Source organism: Burkholderia sp. SJZ089 (assembly GCF_007828315.1).
Lineage (GTDB): Bacteria > Pseudomonadota > Gammaproteobacteria > Burkholderiales > Burkholderiaceae > Burkholderia > Burkholderia gladioli.
Window position 1 is genome coordinate 22,921 of sequence record NZ_VIUM01000028.1, and the last position, 21,344, is coordinate 44,264.

Genomic DNA, 21,344 nt, shown 5'->3' on the forward strand with positions numbered 1-21,344 from the left:
GGCGGAGTGGCTGTGCTGACTGCGGGCCTTTCTGTCTGGGTTGGCGTTGCCTCGTGCCTTGTCGGTAGCCATTGCTTGCGAACTGGGTTGCATGTTCCAACAGTTGCAAAGTTTGACGTCAGTTGCCTCTGAGCCGAGGGAAGATTATGTGCGTTAATATATGGTTTGATGCCTATCTTCGCTACAAACTATGTTTTATAAACTACGTGGCGCATTTGGAAGAATGCTTTGTCGGCTTGGTGTGCACAAAGTCATTTCGAGTTCGTATGAATACGGGGGGAGTGGGGCAGATGGCACCATAGTGCATTGTCGGACGTGCGCCAGGAAAGGATGCACATGGCTGAAACGCGAGAATTACTGATAGGTCCGCGTGAACTGGAATTCGTAGTGCACGTACTGACCTCCCTTTCGGAGTGCCACGGCATGCTAGATGTAGGCTCGTAACGGAAGGATGTCATTGATTCCTGCCACGTCACTTCGTCAGCGTTCTGGGACAGCCCAAATGCCTGGTAATGCAGCAGCAGACATCTCAAGGTCGATGTCGAGCGGGTAGTGCCGAAGCAGCCGTACCGCGACTAATTGCACGTGGTTACGGTTGGCTATGTCGCCGGCAGATGCAAGCATCTGTAAAAACTCGCGCGTCTCGATGACCGATTTCGAGCGCTCATATGGGGTTGTCATCCGCCGCTCCGACAAGCAGTTGCTTTGTAACGTCGCAGTGCGATGCCACGCTGTTCAGCTCACACCACCGTTGCCACACGTAGTCTGCGTCTCTTGACCAGCCGGCCGCTCCAATGAGTTGGTAAATGCGCCCTGAGCAAGTCTTGCCGCGTAAGGTGTGACGGTCGAACGCGACGATTCTGGAACTGACGCGCCCCGTGTGGTCGCGCTCGTCTGCACCGACAAAGTGTCGCGCACCGTCCTCGGTCTCCAGAATTCTCCATCGCGTTAGCGAGACTTCGGGTTCGTCGGTCACGGACGCGAGTGTCCAGATTGGCATGGCAATCTCCTTGTTCCCGGTGGGCTCTTAGCGTGCGTTCGAGCTTTCCCACCGAGGCCGCTCCTCGAGCGGTTCTTCCATGCTAGTGGCAATTTTGTTGCGTCAGAGTGGAAAACATAGAGTATTTTATCGGTGATTTTAGAGGACAGCTTATGCTTTATTTCCTACCCATGGGACAGCTTATGATTTACTGCGGAGAGGCTGACGGATGGTAGAGAAGCTGTTCGCGGACAGCTTATGCTTTATTCCGCGGGCACGTTACGACTAACGGCACAGAGTCTGTGCATCCTCTGCAGGGGAGGCTGGACGGGCATCGCTTGCTGAAAGAGATACTGCAAGATTCATGGACAGCTCCAGGCAGCTAGTCTCAAGGCTCGCGTGCCGTGAAAGAGGCATCGTCGTCCGTAACCGCAAACCCCTGGAAAAACGACAGATGAACAACTGGAATGTGGGCAGCGTGGACGAGGTGGCCTACACGTTCGGCTATTGCGACGAACTGAACCCGCTACGGCTGAAGCTTCCGTTATTGCAGGCGGGCTTCGCGGTACCTGCCGTCGAGACCGCCTGCGAGCTCGGATTCGGCTACGGCGTCAGCGTCAACATTCATGCGGCCGGCTCCACCACGCGCTGGCATGGCACCGACTTCAACGCGGCCCACGCCGGTTTCGCGCAACGGCTCGCGCAGCATGCCGGATCGCAGGCGAGCCTGTCCGGCGAGAGTTTTTCGACGTTCTGCCTGCGCGACGACCTGCCTGATTTCGATTTCATCGGCATGCACGGCATCTGGAGCTGGGTTTCCGAGGAGAATCGCGCTCTGATCGGCGAGTTCATCGCTCGCAAGCTGAAACCGGGCGGTGTGCTCTATCTCAGCTACAACACGCAGCCGGGTTGGACACCGATGCTGCCGGTGCGCGAGTTGCTGTACCGGCATTTCCATTTCAACGCCGCGGCCGATGCGGTCAAGGCCCGTGAGGCCGTGCCCACCGAGCAGGCGATCGCCATGCGCGTGAAGGCCGCGATCGATTTTGTTCGCGGCGTGTTTGCGACCCAGCCCGGTTACGCCGTGGTGAACCCGCTGCTGGCCGAACGCGTCGAGGCCCTGTCGCGGGCGGACCCGCGCTATCTGGCGCACGAGTATTTCAATCGTGACTGGCGCGCGATGTTGTTCCAGGAGGTCCATGCGTCGCTGGCGGATGCCGGGCTGACCTACGCGGGCTCCGCCGACTACCGCGACCGGGCGGAGGAGATCCATCTCGACGCTGCGCAACGCGCGATGCTGGCGCAGATCGCCGACATCGGCTTGCGCGAGACCGTGCGCGATGTCTGCCTCAACCGGTCGCTGCGGCGCGACTACTGGATCAAGGCGCCGCGCCGGCTCGACGATGCGGCGCGCGATGCCGCCTTGCGCGCACATCGCGTGGTCCTGGCCTTGCCACGGGCCTCGGTGATCCTGAAGGTACGCGGCACCTTGGGCGAGGCGGCCTTGCCCGAAGCCCTGTACGGCCCGATCCTCGACCTGCTGGCCGAGCATCGACCCACCGCGCTTGGCGATATCGAGCAGGCACTTCGCACACGCGGCGTCACGCTCGAGCGGATCGTCAAGGCCGTCACACTGCTGATCGGCACGGGAGCGCTGCTCAATGCGCAGGATGACGAACAGATCGACCGTGCTCGCGCAGGTGCGGAGCGTCTGAATGTGGCGATCTGCGAAGCGGCGCGCACGAGCGACGAGGTGGGATTCCTGGCGAGCCCGGTGGCGGGCTCGGGGGTACTGATGCCGCGCGTTGCACAATTGTTCCTGCTGGCGCGGAGGCAGGACAAACCGGACCCGGTGCAGTGGGCCGACTTCGCCGAAGGCGTGCTGAATGTCGCGGCGCCACCCGGGGATACGGCGGTTTCGTTGGCGGAACGGGTGGCACAGGCCAGGCGCTTCGCCGAGCTTCATCTGCCAGTGTTGCAGGCGCTCGGTATCGGTTGAGGCGAGGAGCGCCAGCGCTCGCCAGTGACTGGCGTTGTGTAATGGCGAACTCCTTGCACTTGCTCGGGTCCGCGCGAACCGCGAGCGAGCGAATGGCTTGCCGCTGCTTCGCACGACGCCTGTTTCGTGCGGTGCTCAGATCCCCTGCCTGAACGGGGGCGCCGCGACCGGCTGGTCGAGCATCCGCGCCAGTCCCGCCAGGGCCCGGCGCAGGCTGTCGCGATCGGGGGCCGCGTTGTGGCACACGCGTACCAGGGTGCTGCCTGTCAGGGGCGTGGCCTCGAAAAGATCGTAGGGCGTGACGCCGATTCCGGCTGCCTCCGCGGCGCGGGCGAAACCCTGCCCGGTCTGGTGGTTGCCGGTACGCAGTCCGAAATAGAACGCGCCCGGGCGCGTCACGATCGCCGATGCCGGCAGGCTCGCCGCGACCAGTGCCTGTCGCGCCCGGGTTTCTTCCCGGATCGTCTCGACGATGTGGGTCATCTCGCCGGATTCCAATACGCTGGTCGCCATCGCCGCGTTGAGCGGCGACGCCATCAGGGTGGTGGCGCGCAACGCGACGCCCAGCGCGTGGACATGCTGCGGCGGCGTGATGACGAAACCGATGCGCAAGCCCGGCCCGACCAGCTTCGACAGGCCTGTCACGTAGGTGGTGCGCCCCGGCGCCAGAATCGCCAGGCAGGGCAGCGCTTCCTCGGGCATCCAGCCATAGACGTCGTCTTCGACGATCAGGAGATCGCGGCGCCGGCAGACCTCGACGATCTCGCGCCGGCGCTCATGGCGGCGGTGGTGGGGTTGTGGAGGGTGGGGCAGCAGAACAGCACCTTCGCGCCCGAGCGTTGGCAAGCCATGTCGAGCGCTTCCGGCAGCAGGCCTTCGGCATCCATGCGCACGCCCACCAGCGAACGCCCCATCATCGCGGCGGCCGACTTCAGGCCGTAATAGGTCAGCTCCTCGGTCAGCACGATGTCGCCGGGCCGCGTCAGCGCGCCGAGCGCGAGCAACAGGCCATGCTGGGCCCCGCAGGTCACGACGAGGTGGTCCGCCATGGCCGTCACGCCGCGACTGTCGAGCCAGCGTGCCGCGGCGGCGCGGTGCGCGACATGGCCGGCATCCACCTGCGTGGCGAGCAGGCGCGCGGCATCTTCCACGCGCAGTTGGGTCCCCAGCAGCGCATGCGCGCCGGCCATGCCCGGCGCGTGTTCGGGGAAGTTGTGCGAGAGATCGATGAAACCTTGCGGCTGCGAGTGATCCCCCCGCGAGGCGGGGCTGTCCGTCGAGGCCGGCAGCGTGAGATACCTGCCCATCGCGTTCGGTGCTTCGATCTACAGCCTGGCGCCGTTCGAATCTCGTCCCTACGATCTTCTTGCCTTCGGCATTTCAAGGAACCAGTACAGCAACTGGTTGAAGCGCAATGCGGCATTGTCGGGCGCGGACTACGCGAACGCGACGACCAATCTGTCGATCTCCTACGCTTACCGCGTGAGGCAGGGCGTGTATCTTCAATCCGCGCTGATCTATACGGACAATCCCACGTTCTCGCCGAAGCGAGGCAGCTCGCTCAACGCCTATACGACCTTGGTCCTGGTGTTCTGAAGCCGGCGGATATTCGCTCACCGGGAAAGCTGAAACACCTCCGTGACGTGCCGGTCGGGCTCGCCATCGGTGTACTTCTCGATATCGGCCATGATGATTGCGGTTTCCTCGGCCGCGAGGGCGGCGTCCAGTGCCGCGCGATCCTTGAAACGGCACATCGCCACCACGATCACGTCGCTGTCCGCCCGGGATGGGAAAAACGCGTCGATGTAGTCGAGCCCAAACGGCTTCCAGGTTTTTTCCACGAGGGGGATGTGTTGCTCGACATAGTATCGGGAATCGAACCGCATACCTGGGGCACGACGATAGGAAACGATGAAGTACATGGAAAGCCTCCAATTCAGACTGATGGACGGTCGGTTCGGATGCGAAGCGTCGCGCGTGGCGACCGGCGACGCTTCGTCGTTTGATTTGCAATGCGAATAAATCGTGTGAGATACCTGCCGAGACCGGTTATCAGGAGCGCTTGCCCGGCTCGAGTGCCGCCGCGAGGCGGGCGCCCGCCGGGCTCCGTATCGCGGGTTTCCGAGCGAGGGTGAGGCTGAGCGTGGCGCCGACGGCAAGGCAGAAGGCGATACAGAGCATCGCGACCACGAAGGCGTGCGCGATCGACGCCGGGTCCTGGCGCGAACCGAGCACGGTGTAGAAAATTCCGCCGATGACCGCGACGCTGAGCGCGGTGCTGATCTGCAGGGTCGAGCTGGCGATGCCGGCGATCATGCCCGACATGGTCGGCGCGACGCGGCCGGTCACCATCCGCATCAGCGTCGGCAGCGCGAGCCCTTGTCCGAAGCCGATCGTGAAAAGCGCGATGGCAAGCGGCGCGGAGGCGGGCGGCATGCCGACCGGCGAGGCCGCGATCAAGCCGGCCAGGCCGCCAAAGCCGAGCACTTCCAGGCCCATGCCGAACGGATTGACATAGGCGCCGAGCAGGCGCGCGGCCAGCGGCGTGGACAAGGGGCCCAGCAGGAAGCCCGCGCCGAACGGCAGGAACACGAGGCCTGCGCTCAAGGCGTCGACGTGCAGGGCGTTTTGCAGGTAGACGGAGAACAGCAGGAAGAAGGCGGCGATCGCATAGAACAGCAGGGCGACCAGCAATGCACGGCCCAGGCCCGGCGCCCGCAGGGCGGTCGGATCGAGCAGCGGGGCGCCGCCCCTGCCGGCAAGCCGGCTTTCGTAGCGCCAGAAGATCCATGCCAATGCCGGCACCGCGCCCAGGCAGAGGCATGACCACAGCGGCCAACCCGCTGCACGCCCCTCGATCAGCGGCACGATCAGCGCGCCCAGCGTCGCCATCGACAGCGCCGTGCCGACCAGGTCCAGCTTGCGGGCGTGTTCCGCACGCGTCTCCTTCAGCAGGGGGATGCCGAACAGCACCACCAGGATCGCCACCGGCAGGTTGACGAGGAAGATCGTGCGCCAGGCCATGCCGAACAGGTTCAGCGAAATCAGGATGCCGCCCAGCGCCTGCCCGATCACTGAGGCCAGGCCGAAGACCGCGCCATAGAGGCTCAGCGCGAGCGATTTTTCCGTTTCCGGAAAGATCGCCTGGATCGAGGCGAGTGCCTGCGGCGCCATGATGGCCGCCGTCACGCCCTGCAAGGCGCGCCCGATGATGAGCGTCCACGGCGACCACGCGATGCCGCACAGCAAGGATGCCGCCGCGAAGCCGGTCAGGCCGAGAAAAAACATGCGTCCGCGGCCGAACAGATCTCCCAGCCGGCCGCCGGTGATGAGCGTCACGGCATAGCACGCCGCATAGGAGGAAATGACCAGTTGCTCGGCCGAGGAGGAGGTGCCCAGTTCCCCCTGGATCGAGGGCAGCGCGACGTTGACGATGAAGAAATCCAGGGGTGGCAGGAAGGCGCCGACCAACAGGATCGAGAACATGGCCCAGCGGCGCGGATCGGGTGAAAGGGGCGTGTTTGAGGACATGAATGAGCCTTGTTACGGAACCATTCGGTTCCAAATTGAGCAAAAAAATCAGTCGAGGATGCGCATCGTGCTGTCGACCAGCGCGAGCATGTCCGCTTCGTGCATGCCGGTCTTGCCCAGCACGCGCATTCCCTCGATCTGGCAGACCAGGAAGCGCGCCAGCACCTGCTCGTCGCGTTCGGCAATCTCGCCGCTCGCCTGCCCGCGCACGATCGCGCCGGCATAAAGCTGCTGCAGGCGGCGGAACATGCGGCCGCTGCGTTCCGCGACCTCGGCATCGTGCGCGGCCATCTCCGTGGTCATCGCCACCACCAGGCAGCCGCGTCGCCCGGCGGCGCCGACCGAGAGGCTGGCGTAGCGCAGCAGCGAATCGCGAATGGCGTCCTTCACGGCGCCGGGCTGCGCGAGGATGTCGGCGGTCGCCTTGAGGCCGTCGGCCATGTACAGGTCGAGCGCGGCCAGCAGCAGGCCCTTCTTGTCGCCGAACGCCTTGTAGAGACTGCCGCGCGACAGCCCGGTGCCCGCGATCAGATCGGGCAGGGACGCGCCTTCATAACCTCGGTCCCAGAACACGTTCATCGCGTCGCGCGCGGCGTCGTCGAGTTCGAATTCGCGGGGACGGCCGAGACCAGCGGGGTTTGCCATGGATGAGCCTCGTGGAAGATGGACGCATTATATGGACTGATCGGTTTCCATGTCAACGGCGATCGTGGCGGCGGGGAATACCGCGGGCCGGGGCGAGGGCGGCCGGAAAGGCTCGCGATCGTCGACGATGATCAGCAGGAAGGACGAGGCGCGGAAATTGCCGGCGCCGGCGTCCCGCGCCTGTCCGGCACGTATTGGCCGACGTCGCCGATCCAGCCGGTCCCATCGAGCCCATGGCGTCATCCGTCTTCCTGTATCGTCTGTTTAATCCTTCCTCGACGCGCGTCGCGGCGCCGATGGCGCCGAGGCCCGCTGCCAGAACATGCCTCGTCGATCCTCCAACGCCTGGCTCAAGCTGCTCGCTGCCTTCGCGACCCCGGCGACACGCAAGCCGAAACGGGGCAGTGGGATCAAGCCGGTGAAACCGCTGTCGAAGCCCTCCACGCTCAAGCCGAAGTCCGCTCCACGAAAGAGAGCGGGTAGTTCCTTGCACACGCCGTCGCCGACCTCGCCAAAACCACCGAAAACCGGCCGCGGCGCGCGCTCCCGGCCGACGCTGTCGCCGCTGGGCACGTGGACCCGTTCGTTCCATTCGGCCCGGCCGGCACCGGGCCAACTCGTGAATCACCTCACCTATCTGCTCTACCGTCCGCCGCTCGCCAAGCCCGGCGGCCCGCTCGTCGTGATGCTGCACGGCTGCAAGCAGACCGCCGAGGCGTTCGCGCTCGGCACGCGCATCGACCGCCTCGCCGACCGCCATGGTTTTTCGGTGCTGTTGCCGGAACAGTCGACCGGCAGGCATCCGCATCGCTGCTGGAACTGGTTCGATCCGCCGGCCCCCGCGCCCGGCTCGGATGCCGATGCGGTGGCATCGCTGGTGCGCGCGATGATCGCGCTGCACGGCTTCGATCCGGCGCGTGTCTACCTGGCCGGCATGTCGGCCGGCGCCGGGCTGGCCGCGCAGCTCGGGCTGCACGAGCCCTCGCTGTTCGCCGCGCTCGGCCTTCATTCGGGCGCCCTGGCCGGTGCCGCGCGCTCGTCGATCCATGCGCTGCGCGTCATGCAGCACGGCAGCCGCGACGAGCCGATCGCGTTGATCGACGCGGCGATCGAGCTCGATCGCTACCCGGGCATGCCGGTGCTGATCGTGCATGGCGAACTGGATGGCGTGGTCGCGAAGATCAATGCCGAGCAGGCGGCGCGGCAGTGGCTGCGCGTCAATGGCCTCGTCGACGCGAGCGGCGAGGCGACGGGCGGCACGCGCGTGATGACCGAGCATGGCGACCGCCTGGTCGTCGACTATCGGCGCCGCGGGCGCGCGATCGTGCGAGTCTGCATGGTGCGAGGGCTCGGCCACGCCTGGAGCGGCGGCGACGATCGGCTGCCGTTCAACGCGGCGCGCGGCCCGGACGCGAGCGCGATGCTCTGGGCATTCTTCCGCACTCGGCGGCGAGCGCTTCCGGTGGCCTCGCCCTGACCAGGGCATGCCGCCAGCGCAAGCCCGATGCGTCCTGGCCGGCAATATTGCCCAATTATTCGTTCTGGCACAGAATTGCGGCGACCACTACCCAGCCCGGATGGTTCATGGAGCCACGAGAGTCGCTTCCGCCGCTCAACCCGACGCGCGCCTTCGAGGCTGCCGGCCGTCTGTTGAGCATCTCCAAGGCGGCCCTGGAGCTGGCTGTCACGCCGGCGGCCGTCAGTCGCCAAGTGCAGACGCTCGAGCGCTATCTCGGCGTCGAGCTGTTCGAACGCTTGAAAGGGCGCCTGGAACTGACGGCCGCGGGAGCCGCTTACCTCGCCGAACTGATGCCCATCTTCGCGGCGCTGCGCGACGCCACGACCAGCATTCGCACCACCACCCGCCGCGCGAGCATCCTGAAGATCCGATCGCCCGCGACCTTCGCGGTGCGCTGGCTGATTCCGCGCCTGGCCAATTTCCACCGATTGCACGAGGACATCGAGGTCCAGCTCACCACCTCGTCAGCGCCCCTGAACTTCGGTCGCGACGATATCGATGCCGGAATCCAGCTCGGCGATGGAGACTGGAAGGACGTCGAGGTGCGGCGCCTGATTCCGAACCTGCTGGTCCCGGTGGCGGCGCCGTCGCGCCTGGTCGACGAGGATTCGCCGCTTCAGGGGCAGACGCTCCTGCATTCGCTGGCCCGGCCGGAGGACTGGCTGCTCTGGCTCAAGGCCTCGGGACGGCCGCCGCACCCGGCGCGACGAGGCATGCGCTACGAGACCTCGTTGCTCGCCTATCAGGCCGCGATCGAAGGGCATGGCATCGCCATCGCGCAGGAAGCGCTGGTGCGCGCCGAACTCGATTCCGGCGCCCTGGTCGCGCCTTTCGCGTTCAAGCTCGACCGTGGCGCGCATACCTACTATTTCGTCTGGCCCAGCAAGCGCCGCGCCTCGAAAGCGCTCGAGATCTTTCGCGATTGGCTGGTGGCGCTCGTCGCCCAGGAACGGGCCTTTTAACAAAAAGTCAAAAAGTCGCTGAGATAAAGTCGTTTGTCGCGTCGGTGCGCGGTCCTTATGCTCGTCTCGTGGCTTGTCGAGGTGACGAGCCGGCAGACAGGACATTCAACGTGCTGACAGATAGTCTGGCTGGCGTGCGGGTGCTCGATTTCTCGCACGTGCTGGCAGGCCCGGTCTGTTCGATGACGCTCGCGGACCTCGGTGCGGAAGTCGTCAAGATCGAGCCTCCCGATGGCGAACTTGGAAGGAAGATCGGACCGCCCTGGATACAGGGCGAAAGCGCCACCTTCATGAGCGTGAACAGGAACAAGCTCGGCGTCTCGATCGATCTGAAGACCGAAGCGGGCCGCCGTCTGGTTCGGAAGATGCTGGATAGCACCGACGTGCTGGTGGAAAACTTCCGGCCCGGCGTCATGAAGTCGATGGGATTCGACTACGACTCGATTCGCGCCGCCCATCCGCGCATCGTGTATTGCTCCATTTCGGCCTTTGGCCAGCAGGGCTCGCATCGCCGGCGCCCCGGAGTCGATGGCGTGATCCAGGCCGCCAGCGGGCTGATGAGTACCTTGGGCACCGCCAACGACGATCCCCTGAAGGTTCCCGTTCCGATCGCGGACATGATCGGCGGTTATCTCGCTTCGATCGGGATCCTCGGCGCGCTGCACCGCGTTCGCGACGGCAAGGGCGGCCAGCACCTCGATATCAGCCTCTACAACGCCACCGTGATGCTGCAGCAAACGGGTTTCGCCGCGTATTTCGCGATGGGGCGCAACCCGGACCGGCTGGGAAGCGCCGCGCCCTACGCGGCGCCGAACGAGGCGTTTCCCAGCCGGGATGGCTGGATCATGGTGGTGGCCTATCATCCGGCGCGCTGGGCCGCCTTGTGCGATGAACTGGACATGCCGTGGCTCGTGGCGGATGCGCGCTTCGCGAGCAACGCGCTGCGCGTACGAAACCGAGCGGCGCTCCACGAACTGCTGGCCGGAAAACTGGCTGAGCGCCCCACGGCCGAGTGGATGGAGCGTCTCGCCGCGCGAGACATCATGTGTGCACCAATTGTTTCGTATGACGAAGTAGTGGCATCCGACGAATACGCGGGAAGCGGGCTGTCCCGCATGGTCGATCACCCGGTGGCGGGCCGCATGCGGACGATCGGTTTCGCCCTCGGGCCTTCCGGGACGTCACGGGGCCAGGCCGACCGGGCCGCTCCACTGAAAGGCGAGCACACCATCGCCGTGCTCGAACGACACGGCATCGGCCGCGAGGAAATCGACGCGCTGCTCGAACAAGGCGTGATTCACGCGTGCTCCCCGTGCCCCGCCCAGGCAGATTACGGTAACGAAGGACAGGAATGACGGACAGCTGCATAAAACAAGAGCGCCACGGCAAGGTGTCGCTGATCAGCCTGAGCTCGAGGAATCCACTGAACCCGCTGACCGACCAACTGATCGATGGGCTTGTCGAGGCATTGACGATCAACGAGACGGACCCGGACATTCACGCGAGCGTCATCACCGGCTCCGACAAGGCCTTTGCCGCGGGGGCGGATATCGTCGGCATGTCGAAACTCGACTACGCCACGGCGTTCGAGCTGGATTACATCGGGCGCAACTGGGATGCCTTGCGTACCTTGCGCAAGCCGCTGGTTGCCGCCGTGCGGGGTTACGCCCTGGGCGGCGGTTGCGAGCTGGCGATGATGTGCGATGTGGTGATCGCCGCTTCGGACGCGATATTCGGCCAACCGGAAATCAAGTTGGGCATCGTGCCCGGCGCGGGAGGCACGCAACGGCTGCCGCGCGCGCTCGGCAAGGCCAGCGCGATGCTGATGTGCCTGACCGGCGAGCCCATTACCGCGCAGCAAGCGCTTGCCGGCGGCTTGGTCGCCAAGGTGGTGGCCCCGGACCAACTGATCGATGCGGCGATGCTCGTCGCCGGGCAGGTCGCCAGGCATTCCCTGCCGGTGATCGTCGCGATCAAGGAGGCCGTCAACCGCGCCTTCGAAACCTCCCTTTCCGAAGGGCTGCTGTTCGAGCGCAGGTCATTTCACGCCGGGTTTTCCCTGGCGGACCAGAAGGAAGGGATGGCGGCATTCATCGAACGGCGTCCCGCGAAATTCGACAACCGCTGATTGCCGGCGTTCGCGCGGCATTTCACCTTGAACGAGAGGTTCAACCATGTCCTCCCATGACAACCTGGACGGCCAGCTGGTCGCGACGTCCTTCGAATCCGGAATCCTGACCATCACGCTCAACGAAACCAGGAACGGCAATGCGCTCACGATCGCCATGACGGAAGCCTTGTCGGATGAGCTGGAAGCCGTCAAGCGCCGAGACGACGTGCGCTGCGTCCTGCTGCGCTCGGCGGGAAAGCATTTTTGCACCGGCGGCAACGTCAAGGACATGCAAAGCGGCGGCGATCTGATGGAAGGCGGCGCCACCGAGGTTCGCGATCGCCTGCACGGCAGCCTGCACCGCATCACCCGTGGCTTTCAGGAAATGGAGGTGCCCTCGGTCTGTGCCGTCAATGGCGCGGCGATCGGGGCCGGCTTCGACCTCTCCCTGATGTGTGATATCCGGATCGCCGGCCGGCGTGCGCTGTTCGCCGAAAGCTTCCTGCGCCTCGGCCTCATCTCGGGCATTGGCGGCGCGTGGTTCCTGAGCCGCGTGGTGGGGCCGGCCAAGGCGCTGGAACTGACACTGACCAGCGACTTCATCGATGCCGACGAGGCTTGCCGGCTCGGCATCGTCACCAGGGTCGTGCCCGACGATGACCTGGACGACGAAGCATTGGCGCTCGCCTCGCGTATCGCGGCGCATCCGCCCGGCGCCGCGCGCATGGCCAGGAAACTGGTTCGCGAATCGGCGCAGATCCCCCTGGCTGCCGCGCTCGAGATGGCCGCCAGCATGCAGGCCATCCTGCTTTGCGGCCAGGAGCACAAGCAGCGGGTCACGGAATTCAACGAGCAGCAGGCGCTGGCCAGGCGCAATCGGTAAGCACGCGAAAAAAGAGCTGCGGCCGCGCCAAGTGGCACGACAGCCCGTGTTCGAGTCAAAGGAGACAAGCATGTTCGCCGATCACGAGGCCGGGCATCGCCGGCCGGGTATGTTCCGGATCATTGCCAGCTCGAGCATCGGCACGATGCTCGAGTACTACGATTTTTTCATCTATGTCGCGCTGACCTCGACGCTCACCGAGCTGTTCCTGCCCGCTACCGATCGCCTCGTCATGAGCCTGGCGGGCGTCGCGACCTTCGGCATCGCCTATGTCGCGCGGCCGCTGGGCACGCTGATTTTCAGCCCGATGTCCGACAGGATAGGGCGCAAGAAGACCTTCGTGATCACGCTCGTGATCATGGGGGTCGGGACGGTGGGAATCGGCTGTCTTCCCACCTATGCGGCCATCGGTGCCGCCGCGCCGGCGGCGCTCCTGAGCCTGCGCATCGTCCAGGGCGTGGCGCTGGGAGGGGAATACGGCTCGGCGGTCGTCTACGTGATGGAGCATGCCGGGGCGGGCAGGAAGGGCATGGCGACCAGCGTGCTGCAAAGCACGGCGACGATCGGCCTGTTGCTGGCCCTGCTGATCGTCTGCACGCTCCGGTTCGCGCTGGATGCCGAGGACTTCCGCGCCTGGGGATGGCGGGTTCCGTTTCTCGTTTCCGCGCCGATCGTCGTGATTGCAACCTGGATTCGGCTCGGCATGTCCGAAACGCCGACCTTCATGGCGCTGAAGCATGCCGGACGATTGTCGGCGTCGCCGCTGCAGGACACCCTGGGCAGCAAGACATCCTGGAAGGCGATCTTCGTGGCGATGTTCGGCCCCCAGGGCGGGACCTCCGTGTCGCTGTACACGTCGATCGTCTACATGCTCTATTTTCTCGAGAATGTCCTGAAGGTGGAGCAGACGCGGGCCAGCCTCTGCCTGGGCGTGGCGATCCTGATCGCGGCGCCGATGTACCCGGTGTTCGGACGCCTGTCCGATGCGATCGGCCGGGCGAAGGTGATCCTGGTCGGCATTGCGCTCTGGATCGTCGCGGCATATCCGTGCTTCGCCGGGATTCGCGCGGCGGTATCGGCCGGCGAGTGGGGCGCCGTCATTGCGCTGATCAGCGTGCTTGCCATCCTGACCGCCATGATCATGGCGCCGCTGCCGGCCTTTATCGCCGAATCGTTTCCGCCGCAGAGCCGGACCACCGGTTTCGGTTTGTCCCAGCAACTGGGCAACATCCTGTTCGGCGGATTTCTTCCCCTGATCAGCCTGTTCTTTGTCCATCTGACGGGCAATCAACTGGCGGGCGTCGTGTACTCGATGCTGGCGATGGCGCCTTGCCTGGTCGTGACCGCTCTCTGGGGCCTCGGGCAGGAAGCGGCGGGACGGTGCGCAGCCGCCGCCGAGGCGTCGCCGGTGCGGGCCGCCGGCGACGAATTGCCGGCCGGCCGTTGACGGCGGAATGTCCGTCGAGGCCGCGAACATAGGATCAGGCAATAGAAATAGACACCGCGTCATCGTGGAAATCGGCCAGTCGCCTTAAGCTTGATTGCGCATCCCGATCCCATCTCGAGCGTTTGAATCACCGGTTTTTTTCGCTTCCCAAACTGACTTGCAAAGGAATCCTGAATCATGATCAAGGTAACCAATCCCGCGGATGGCAGCTTCGTCGGCGAGGCGCCGGAAATGACATCGGACCAGGTCAGGGCCGCGATCGCGCGCACTTGCGACGCCTTCCCGGCATGGTCGAAAAAGCTCGCCAGGGAGCGCGGCGAGTTGCTGCGTCGCTGGTTCGAACTGGTGCGCGACGACAAGCGCGCGTTCGCGGAAATCATGGTCAGGGAGAACGGCAAATGCCTTTCCGATGCCATGGGAGAAATCGATTACGGCCTGGGCTTTGTCGAGTGGTACGCGGAAGAGGCCAAGCGGGTGTATGGCGACACCATTCCGACTCACGCCGCCAACGCCCAGGTGGTGGTGGTCAAGGAGCCGGCGGGTCCGACAGCCGCCATTACGCCATGGAATTTCCCCTTCATGATGATCACGCGCAAGATTGCGACGGCGCTTGCCGCCGGTTGCACGATGATCATCAAGCCGTCGGAGCTGACACCGCTGACTGCGTACAAGCTGCTCGAATACGCCCGCAAGGCCGGCATCCCGGAAGGCGTGTTCGAAATGGTCACGGGCGATCCGAAGCAGATCGGCGAGCTCTTCACCAGCGACTCGCGTATCCGGAAGCTGTCGTTCACCGGTTCGACGGCGGTGGGCAAGCTGTTGGCCAGCGCCTGCGGCAAGGACCTCAAGAAGATGACGCTCGAGCTGGGCGGCAATGCGCCGTTCATCGTGTTCGACGATGCCGATTTCGACGGGGCGGTAGCGGGGCTGGTCGCCGCCAAGTTGCGCAACTCCGGCCAGGTCTGCATCTCGCCCAATCGGATCTACGTCCACGAGCGCATCCACGACCGATTCGTCGCCGCGCTGGCGGAGAAGGTCGCGACAATCCGCGTGGACCAGGGCATGCAGGAGGAATCGGTGGTCGGCCCGATGATCAACCAGGCCGGTTTCAACAAGGTTGCGCAACTGGTCGAGCAATCGAGGCAGGCCGGCGCGAAGCTCGTGCTTGGCGGCAAGCCGCATGCGAAGGGCGGCCTGTTCTATGAGCCCACCATCCTGACCGGGCTCGACGACACGATGGAGATCGCCCGCACTGAAATCTTCGGTCCGGTGTTCCCGGTCTATCGATTCACGAGCGAGGACGAGGTGGTGAAGCGCGCCAACGACACCGAATACGGCCTGGTCGCCTATGTGTTCACGCGCGACCTGGGGCGGGCGCTTCGCCTGTCGAGGTCGATCGAGTCTGGCATGGTGATCCTCAACAGCGGCTCGGTCGGGACCGCGTCGATTCCCTTCGGCGGCGTCAAGCATTCCGGTTATGGCCGCGAAGGCAGCTACCACGGGATCGAGGAGTACGTCGAAGTGAAGTATGTGCTGATGGGCGGCCTCGACAAGTGAGGCCCGCGGGCGGGTACCGGCCGGGCGAAGTCCGCCCGTGTCGTTCCGGGCGGCTTCGTGAAAATCTTACCGTCGCTCATGTACCTGCCGGATGGCACGACCCGGATCGAGCGTCCTCGCTCCCGAGGATGATGAATGACGCGCGAACATCCGTTCCATGGCGCGCCACCGCTTCGCCGCCGGCTGCGTGCCGCTCCGGGCAAAGCGTCCCGGGTGCCCCGGGCACGCCGCGAATCGGCCGGCCGGCGCCCGCCGGCGGCCGGGTACGAGGTTTGCTGGAACCAGGCTGACGCATCGGCCACCGGTGAACCCGAACCGATAGGCGGCCCCCGCCTGAACGCGGTGCCGCGAAGGGGCCGGCCAGGGATTCGCCCGGACAAGGCGTCATTCATACAAATCCAAGGAGGTACGACATGTCACTGGGACTGATTTTACTGATCATCATCGTGCTGATACTGGTCGGCGTGATTCCCACCTGGCCTCACAGTCGCAGCTGGGGCTACGGGCCGAGCGGCCTGCTGGGCGTGGTGCTAGTCATCGTGATCGTGCTGGTCCTGCTCGGGCAGATATAGCTGCGTTTTCCGGCTGATCCTTTCCGCTGATTTCCGCCGGAAGGCAGGCGAAACCGGCCTCGCGTCCCGTCAAGGGCGCAGGCCGCGTTTCGCGGAAAGCGCCGGCCGCTCATTCGACTACTTACCCGCCTGCTTATTCACCCACTTACCCGCCCAACTCGACGTTGAACTGCCGCCCCACGTAGTCGATGTGCGCGAACATCGCGTCCTGCGCCGCATCGGGATTGCGGTCGCGAATGGCGCGATAGATGGTTTCGTGCTGGAGCAGCCGATCGCGCGCCTGCACCGCCGCATTGAGGTTGTTGACGGTCGCGTCGTAGGTATTGCTGGCGATATGCTCGCGCAGCATGGTGATCACGCCGGCATAGAACTGGTCCAGCATGCGGTTGTGCGAGGCCGCCGTGAGCATGGCGTGGAATTCGCAATCGGTGCGCGCTTCCTCGTCGACATCGGCCTGCCGCACGGCCGCCTGCATGCGCTCGAGTATCCCCTCGAAGCGCTCCACCTGATGCGCCGACGCACGCTGCGCCGCGAAGCGCGCCGCCGCGCATTCGAACACCATCCTGAATTCGAGCGTTTCCGAGCGCAGCGGCGGGGTTTCCGCGATCAGCTGCATCCACGGCGCCGCCGTGCCCACCGGCTTGTTCCCCAGCAGATAGACGCCGCTGCCGTGCCGGCTCTCCAGCAAGCCCTTGCTGACCAGCCGGCCGATCGCCTCGCGCACCGTCGCGCGCGACACGCCGAGCGACTCGGCCAGCGCCCGTTCGGCCGGCAGGCGTTCGCCGGCCAGCCATCGTCCCTCCGAAATACCGGTCTCGATCTGCCGGACAGTCCGATTCAGCGCACCCGTGCTTTTCATACCCAGCTCCACTCCTGACCCGCCTGGCCGGCCGCCCGGAAAAGTGGCCTGACCAATTTGCGCCGCCGTCGGCTTTCGCCGGATGATGCCTGCATCCGGTCCAGCGCATGCGGCGTTCCACACGACAGGCGCGGCCCGGCAGCTCGACCCCACAATCAGGAGGCATCACATGAGCCAGCCCACGCTCGCCATCAAGCTGCACGACAAGGACGACGTGCTGATCGCGCGCGGCGCGATCGCCGCGGGAACGATTCTCGCCGAATTCGACGATCTTGTCGCAAGCGCCGAGATTCCGCCCGCCCACAAGATCGCCTGCCGCGACGTCGCGCAGGGCGCGCCGGTGCGCCGCTACGGCCAGATCATCGGCTTCGCCACGCAGGCGATCCGCGCCGGCGAGCATGTCCACGTGCACAACCTGTCGATCGGCGAATTCAATCGCGACTACGCGTTCGGCGAGGACCTCCGCCCGGTCTCGCCCGCCGCCGCGCCGCTCGATTTCCAGGGCTTTCGCCGCGCCGACGGGCGCGTGGCGACCCGCAACTACATCGGCGTGATCAGCACCGTCAACTGCTCGGCCACCGTCACCAAGCTGGTGAGCCAGCACTTCGCGGCGCCCGGCGTGCTCGATGCCTACCCGAACGTGGACGGCATCGTGCCGATCACGCACAGCTTCGGCTGCTGCATCGACCATCACGGCGAGGGCATCCAGCAACTGCGGCGCACCATCGGCGGTTACGTCAGGCATCCGAACTTCGCCGGCGTGGTGATCATCGGGCTGGGCTGCGAGGCCAACCAGATGGGCGCGATGTTCGTCGCCGAGGGCGTGGAGCCGGGGCCGCTGCTGGTGCCGCTGGTGATGCAGGAGGAGGGCGGCACGCAGAAGACGGTGGACGCCGCGATCCGCGCCGTCGAGGCGATGCTGCCGCTGGCCAACCAGGCGCGCCGCGAGCCGCTGCCGGTCTCCCACCTGAGCGTGGCCCTGCAATGCGGCGGCTCCGACGGTTACTCCGGCATTACCGCCAACCCCGCGCTGGGCGCCGCGGTGGACCTGCTGGTGAGCCACGGCGGCACCGCGATCCTGACCGAGACGCCGGAGATCTACGGCGCCGAACATCTGCTGACGCGTCGCGCGGTCAGCCGCGAGGTGGGCGAGAAGATCGTCGAGCGCATCCACTGGTGGGAGTCGTATGCCGAGCGTGAAAAAGGCAGCATCGACAACAATCCGACGCCGGGCAACAAGGCGGGCGGGCTGACCACGATCCTGGAGAAGTCGCTCGGCGCGGTGGCCAAGAGCGGTTCGTCGCCGCTGATGGGCGTGTACCGCTACGCCGAGCCGATCGACACCAACGGGCTGGTGTTCATGGATGCGCCGGGCTACGACCCGATGGGCGCGACCGGCCAGATCGCCAGCGGTGCCAACCTGGTGGTGTTCACGACCGGACGCGGCTCCTGCTTCGGCGCGAAGCCGGCGCCGTCGATCAAGGTCGCGACCAACTCGGCGATGTACCGGCGCATGGTGGACGACATGGACATCAACTGCGGCGAGATCATGGAGGGCGGCGCCTCGGTCGAGCAGAAGGGCGAGGAGATCTTCCGCATGATCATCGAGGTCGCCTCGGGCGGCAAGAGCAAGAGCGAGGCGCTTGGCGTGGGCAACGAGGAATTCGTGCCCTGGATGATCGGCGCGCAGATGTAAGGCGGTACGGCGGGCGCCACGCGCGAGGACGCGGCCCGCCGCGATCGATTCGATTCGCAATACCAATCAAATGCCGGTGACGCGACGCCAGGCTGCGCGCACCGGACGGAGACTCGGCATGAAGATCAAACGAGCCATCGAGCGCTTTCCCGGCGGCATGATGGTGATCCCCCTTCTGTGGGGCAGCGTGCTCAACACGTTCGCGCCGCACGTCCTCGCCATCGGCAGCTTCTCCACCCAGCTCGCCCACGGCGCCCTGCCGATCCTGGCGGTGTTCTTCGTCTGCATGGGCGCGGAGATCCAGTTGCGCACCGCCCCCCGGGCGCTGCGCAATGGCGCGGCGATCACCCTCGCCAAGCTGGCCAGCGGCGTGGCGATCGGCTTCGCGGTGAGCCGGCTGTGCGGGCCTCAAGGCCTGTTCGGGCTGTCGGGCATGGCGATCATCGCCGCCGTGACCAATGCCAACATGGGCCTGTACGCGGCGGTGACGCGCCAGTTCGGCGACGAGGTCGATCGCGGCGCGCTGGCGGTGCTCTCGATCCTCGAAGGGCCGTTCGTGACGATGGTGGCGCTCGGTTTGTCCGGGCTGGCGACCATCCCCGTGATCGACCTGGTGGCCACCGTGCTGCCGATCGTGATCGGCATGGTGCTCGGCAACCTCGACGAGGACATGCGGCGCTTCCTCAAGTCCGGCGGCGACCTGCTGATCCCCTTCTTCGCCTTCGGCCTCGGCGCGCAGATCAACCTGCACGCGATCCTCGGCGCGGGCCTGTCCGGCATCCTGCTCGGGCTCATCACGCTGGCCGCGGGCGCCGTGTGCAACGTGCTGGCCTCGCGGCTGGCCGGCGGCACCGGTGTGGCCGGCATGGCGGCGGCCACCACCGCCGGCAATGCCGTGGCGACGCCCACCGCGATCGCGGCGGTGGACCCGCGCCTGGGTTCGCTGGTGGCGATGGCCACGCCGCAGATCGCGGCCTCGACCATCGTCACCTCGCTGCTGGCGCCCCTGGCGGCGGCCGCCTACGCGCGCTGGCATGGACGCCGTCGCGCACGCGACGCCGAGCTTCACGAAGCGGCTTCGACGAGCAAGGCCTGATCGGCGGCGCGACCCCTGATCACGCGGCGCGGCGCGCGCGCAAGCTCAGGCCACGCGCTGGCCTCTCAGCGCCGCCCGTACCTCCGCTTCGTCGAGCACCTCGTCCAGCACGCGCTTCACGCGCGCCAACAGTTCCTCGCATTCGCTCTCGCTCAGGCACAGCGCCGGCGCGAAACCGAGCGTGCCGTCGCCGAAGGCGCGCAGGATGATGCCGTTGCGGCTGGCCGCGTCGAACAGGCGCGTGGGCAGCTTCACGGCGGGATCGAAGGGCGTGCGCGCGGCCTTGTCGCTGACCAGCTCCAGCGCGCCGAGCAGGCCGCGATGGCGCGCGTCGCCCACCAGCGGATGCTCGCGCAGGGCATCGAGCCCGGCGCCGAACTGCAGGGCGCGCGTGCGGCCGTTCTCCAGCAGCCCGCCGTCGTGATAGAGGCGCAGCACCTCCAGCGCGATCGCCGCGCTGACGGGATGCGCGGAATAGGTCTGGCCATGGCCGATCGGCGCATCGGCCGGCGCGCCGTCGGCGATCGCCTGGTAGACGTGCTCGGCCATCAGCACGGCGCCCATCGGCGCGTAACCGGCCGTCAGGCCCTTGGCCACCGTCATCAGGTCCGGCTCGACCTGCTCGGCCTCGCAGGCGAACAGCGGGCCGGTACGCCCGAAGCCGGTGATCACCTCGTCGGCCACGAACAGGATGCCGAGCCGCCGGCAGGCCTCGCACATCGCCTTCAGCCAGCCCGTCGGCGGCACGATCACGCCGCCCGAGCCCTGCACCGGTTCGCAGAAGAAGGCGGCCACGTGTTCGGCGCCAAGCTCCGCCACCTTGTCCTCGAGTGCCTTGACCGAGGCGGCGATGATCGCCCGCGGATCGTCGGGCGCGGCGCTGCGATACGGATAGGGCGAGGGGATATGGTGCTGGGTCGCCTGCGGCAGGTCGAAGCCGCGATGGAACACCGGCAGCGCCGTGAGCCCCGCGCCGAATGATGACGAGCCGTGGTAACCGCGCTCCAGCGCGATGAAGTGCTTCTTCGCCGGCTTGCCGATCGCGTTGTAGTAGTAGGTGATGAAGCGCACCGCGGAATCGACCGCGTCGGAGCCGCCCAGCGTGAAGTAGATGCGCGACAGCGAGGCCGGGGCCAGCGCGGTGAGCCGCTCGGCCAGTTCGATGGCGGGCGTCGAGCCGAAGTGGAAATAGCCGGTGGCGTAGGGCAGCCGGCTCATCTGGCGCATCGCCGCCTCGACGATGCTGGCCTGGCCGTAGCCGGTGTTGACGCACCAGAGCCCGGCGAAGGCATCGAGCAGTTCGCGGCCGTCGGCGTCGCGCAGCCATACGCCATGGCCCGAGTCCAGGATCGTCACGCCGCGCGCCTCGTGCGCGCGATAGGCCACGGCCGGGTGAATCAGGTGTCGACGATCGGCGTCGACCAGAAGGTCTTTTTGCATCTGCTACCTCGAAAAGGGATCCGCCGGGGGATCGGGACGCGGCCGGCGC

At 66.0% G+C, this 21,344-nt stretch carries 21 protein-coding genes; 12 read left to right on the top strand and 9 right to left on the bottom strand.

Going from position 1 to position 21,344, the window contains the following annotated elements; all coding sequences use genetic code 11:
- Positions 1-480 precede the first annotated feature (480 nt).
- Positions 481-681, bottom strand: coding sequence for a BPSL0761 family protein (locus FB600_RS33885; RefSeq protein ID WP_080289794.1), 201 nt, complete (start codon positions 679-681; stop codon positions 481-483).
- A gap of 752 nt (positions 682-1,433) precedes the next feature.
- Between FB600_RS33885 and FB600_RS33895 the strand changes: the two genes are divergently transcribed.
- A complete protein-coding gene (locus FB600_RS33895) occupies positions 1,434-2,978 on the top strand; it encodes a class I SAM-dependent methyltransferase (RefSeq protein WP_105820887.1) in 1,545 nt (514 codons plus the stop codon).
- Positions 2,979-3,113: 135 nt separating this feature from the next.
- On the opposite strand, the gene FB600_RS37970 is transcribed toward FB600_RS33895, so the two are convergent.
- On the bottom strand, positions 3,114-3,824 hold the full coding sequence (locus FB600_RS37970) for an aminotransferase class I/II-fold pyridoxal phosphate-dependent enzyme (protein WP_261383527.1): 711 nt from the start codon (positions 3,822-3,824) through the stop codon (positions 3,114-3,116).
- Positions 3,707-4,285, bottom strand: coding sequence for an aminotransferase class I/II-fold pyridoxal phosphate-dependent enzyme (locus tag FB600_RS37975; protein ID WP_261383528.1), 579 nt, complete (start codon positions 4,283-4,285; stop codon positions 3,707-3,709). Before FB600_RS37975 ends, FB600_RS37970 begins: the two co-directional genes overlap by 118 nt.
- Here FB600_RS37975 and FB600_RS33905 point away from each other — a divergent pair.
- Positions 4,269-4,574 carry a carbohydrate porin gene (locus FB600_RS33905; RefSeq protein ID WP_164467643.1) on the top strand — a complete coding sequence of 102 codons (306 nt, stop codon included), beginning with the start codon at positions 4,269-4,271 and terminating at the stop codon, positions 4,572-4,574. The genes FB600_RS37975 and FB600_RS33905 overlap by 17 nt on opposite strands.
- Positions 4,575-4,591: 17 nt before the next feature.
- On the opposite strand, the gene FB600_RS33910 is transcribed toward FB600_RS33905, so the two are convergent.
- From FB600_RS33910 to FB600_RS37980, 4 genes are all read right to left on the bottom strand, one after another.
- Positions 4,592-4,900: an EthD family reductase gene (locus FB600_RS33910; protein WP_124095689.1), complete on the bottom strand. Its 309-nt coding sequence runs from the start codon at positions 4,898-4,900 to the stop codon at positions 4,592-4,594.
- A 130-nt stretch (positions 4,901-5,030) separates the two neighbouring features.
- The gene (locus FB600_RS33915; protein ID WP_145758062.1) at positions 5,031-6,509 is read right to left on the bottom strand and encodes an MFS transporter; all 1,479 of its coding nucleotides are present in this window, start codon (positions 6,507-6,509) and stop codon (positions 5,031-5,033) included.
- A 48-nt stretch (positions 6,510-6,557) separates the two neighbouring features.
- The gene (locus FB600_RS33920) at positions 6,558-7,154 is read right to left on the bottom strand and encodes a TetR/AcrR family transcriptional regulator (RefSeq protein WP_013690855.1); all 597 of its coding nucleotides are present in this window, start codon (positions 7,152-7,154) and stop codon (positions 6,558-6,560) included.
- Between the two features lie 264 nt (positions 7,155-7,418).
- Positions 7,419-7,727: a hypothetical protein gene (locus FB600_RS37980; protein WP_227742802.1), complete on the bottom strand. Its 309-nt coding sequence runs from the start codon at positions 7,725-7,727 to the stop codon at positions 7,419-7,421.
- Positions 7,728-7,773: 46 nt separating this feature from the next.
- On the opposite strand from FB600_RS37980, the gene FB600_RS33925 reads away from it, so the two are divergent.
- The 8 genes from FB600_RS33925 to FB600_RS33960 all read left to right on the top strand — a co-directional run bounded on the left by FB600_RS33925 (position 7,774) and on the right by FB600_RS33960 (position 16,204).
- The gene (locus FB600_RS33925) at positions 7,774-8,631 is read left to right on the top strand and encodes a PHB depolymerase family esterase (protein ID WP_227742801.1); all 858 of its coding nucleotides are present in this window, start codon (positions 7,774-7,776) and stop codon (positions 8,629-8,631) included.
- A 107-nt stretch (positions 8,632-8,738) separates the two neighbouring features.
- Positions 8,739-9,635, top strand: coding sequence for a LysR substrate-binding domain-containing protein (locus FB600_RS33930; protein ID WP_047836328.1), 897 nt, complete (start codon positions 8,739-8,741; stop codon positions 9,633-9,635).
- Between the two features lie 110 nt (positions 9,636-9,745).
- Complete coding sequence (locus FB600_RS33935) at positions 9,746-10,990, top strand: CaiB/BaiF CoA transferase family protein (protein WP_096751496.1); 1,245 nt, start codon at positions 9,746-9,748, stop codon at positions 10,988-10,990.
- Positions 10,987-11,763 (top strand): enoyl-CoA hydratase-related protein, encoded by a 777-nt coding sequence (locus FB600_RS33940; RefSeq protein WP_096751495.1) that lies wholly within the window; start codon positions 10,987-10,989, stop codon positions 11,761-11,763. Before FB600_RS33935 ends, FB600_RS33940 begins: the two co-directional genes overlap by 4 nt.
- A gap of 46 nt (positions 11,764-11,809) precedes the next feature.
- Positions 11,810-12,628 (top strand): enoyl-CoA hydratase-related protein, encoded by an 819-nt coding sequence (locus tag FB600_RS33945; protein ID WP_098152864.1) that lies wholly within the window; start codon positions 11,810-11,812, stop codon positions 12,626-12,628.
- 70 nt (positions 12,629-12,698) lie between these two features.
- Positions 12,699-14,075 carry an MFS transporter gene (locus tag FB600_RS33950; protein ID WP_098152862.1) on the top strand — a complete coding sequence of 459 codons (1,377 nt, stop codon included), beginning with the start codon at positions 12,699-12,701 and terminating at the stop codon, positions 14,073-14,075.
- A 177-nt stretch (positions 14,076-14,252) separates the two neighbouring features.
- The gene (locus tag FB600_RS33955) at positions 14,253-15,632 is read left to right on the top strand and encodes an NAD-dependent succinate-semialdehyde dehydrogenase (RefSeq protein WP_098152860.1); all 1,380 of its coding nucleotides are present in this window, start codon (positions 14,253-14,255) and stop codon (positions 15,630-15,632) included.
- Positions 15,633-16,045: 413 nt separating this feature from the next.
- Positions 16,046-16,204 (top strand): DUF3309 family protein, encoded by a 159-nt coding sequence (locus tag FB600_RS33960; protein ID WP_013690847.1) that lies wholly within the window; start codon positions 16,046-16,048, stop codon positions 16,202-16,204.
- 145 nt (positions 16,205-16,349) lie between these two features.
- Here the strand turns inward: FB600_RS33960 and FB600_RS33965 are convergent, their stop codons facing one another.
- Positions 16,350-17,063, bottom strand: a complete 714-nt coding sequence (locus FB600_RS33965; RefSeq protein WP_013690846.1) for a FadR/GntR family transcriptional regulator — start codon at positions 17,061-17,063, stop codon at positions 16,350-16,352.
- 169 nt (positions 17,064-17,232) lie between these two features.
- On the opposite strand from FB600_RS33965, the gene FB600_RS33970 reads away from it, so the two are divergent.
- On the top strand, positions 17,233-18,759 hold the full coding sequence (locus tag FB600_RS33970; RefSeq protein ID WP_098152857.1) for a UxaA family hydrolase: 1,527 nt from the start codon (positions 17,233-17,235) through the stop codon (positions 18,757-18,759).
- 118 nt (positions 18,760-18,877) lie between these two features.
- Positions 18,878-19,855 (top strand): 2-keto-3-deoxygluconate permease, encoded by a 978-nt coding sequence (locus FB600_RS33975; RefSeq protein ID WP_013690844.1) that lies wholly within the window; start codon positions 18,878-18,880, stop codon positions 19,853-19,855.
- Positions 19,856-19,900: 45 nt separating this feature from the next.
- On the opposite strand, the gene FB600_RS33980 is transcribed toward FB600_RS33975, so the two are convergent.
- Entirely contained in the window at positions 19,901-21,295 is a 1,395-nt protein-coding gene (locus tag FB600_RS33980; protein WP_145758063.1) for an aspartate aminotransferase family protein, read from the bottom strand.
- Positions 21,296-21,344: the final 49 nt, after the last annotated feature.

Excerpts from the sequence above, each read along its gene's own strand:
- FB600_RS33965 (WP_013690846.1), bottom strand. The coding sequence starts at position 17,063 with ATGAAAAGCACGGGTGCGCTGAATCGGACTGTCCGGCAGATCGAGACC.
- FB600_RS33980 (WP_145758063.1), bottom strand. The coding sequence starts at position 21,295 with ATGCAAAAAGACCTTCTGGTCGACGCCGATCGTCGACACCTGATTCAC.
- FB600_RS33945 (WP_098152864.1), top strand. The coding sequence starts at position 11,810 with ATGTCCTCCCATGACAACCTGGACGGCCAGCTGGTCGCGACGTCCTTC.
- FB600_RS33940 (WP_096751495.1), top strand. The coding sequence starts at position 10,987 with ATGACGGACAGCTGCATAAAACAAGAGCGCCACGGCAAGGTGTCGCTG.
- FB600_RS33955 (WP_098152860.1), top strand. The coding sequence starts at position 14,253 with ATGATCAAGGTAACCAATCCCGCGGATGGCAGCTTCGTCGGCGAGGCG.
- FB600_RS37975 (WP_261383528.1), bottom strand. The coding sequence starts at position 4,285 with ATGGGCAGGTATCTCACGCTGCCGGCCTCGACGGACAGCCCCGCCTCG.
- FB600_RS33960 (WP_013690847.1), top strand. The coding sequence starts at position 16,046 with ATGTCACTGGGACTGATTTTACTGATCATCATCGTGCTGATACTGGTC.
- FB600_RS33885 (WP_080289794.1), bottom strand. The coding sequence starts at position 681 with ATGACAACCCCATATGAGCGCTCGAAATCGGTCATCGAGACGCGCGAG.
- FB600_RS33895 (WP_105820887.1), top strand. The coding sequence starts at position 1,434 with ATGAACAACTGGAATGTGGGCAGCGTGGACGAGGTGGCCTACACGTTC.
- FB600_RS33930 (WP_047836328.1), top strand. The coding sequence starts at position 8,739 with ATGGAGCCACGAGAGTCGCTTCCGCCGCTCAACCCGACGCGCGCCTTC.
- FB600_RS33920 (WP_013690855.1), bottom strand. The coding sequence starts at position 7,154 with ATGGCAAACCCCGCTGGTCTCGGCCGTCCCCGCGAATTCGAACTCGAC.
- FB600_RS33915 (WP_145758062.1), bottom strand. The coding sequence starts at position 6,509 with ATGTCCTCAAACACGCCCCTTTCACCCGATCCGCGCCGCTGGGCCATG.
- FB600_RS33950 (WP_098152862.1), top strand. The coding sequence starts at position 12,699 with ATGTTCGCCGATCACGAGGCCGGGCATCGCCGGCCGGGTATGTTCCGG.
- FB600_RS33975 (WP_013690844.1), top strand. The coding sequence starts at position 18,878 with ATGAAGATCAAACGAGCCATCGAGCGCTTTCCCGGCGGCATGATGGTG.
- FB600_RS33970 (WP_098152857.1), top strand. The coding sequence starts at position 17,233 with ATGAGCCAGCCCACGCTCGCCATCAAGCTGCACGACAAGGACGACGTG.
- FB600_RS33910 (WP_124095689.1), bottom strand. The coding sequence starts at position 4,900 with ATGTACTTCATCGTTTCCTATCGTCGTGCCCCAGGTATGCGGTTCGAT.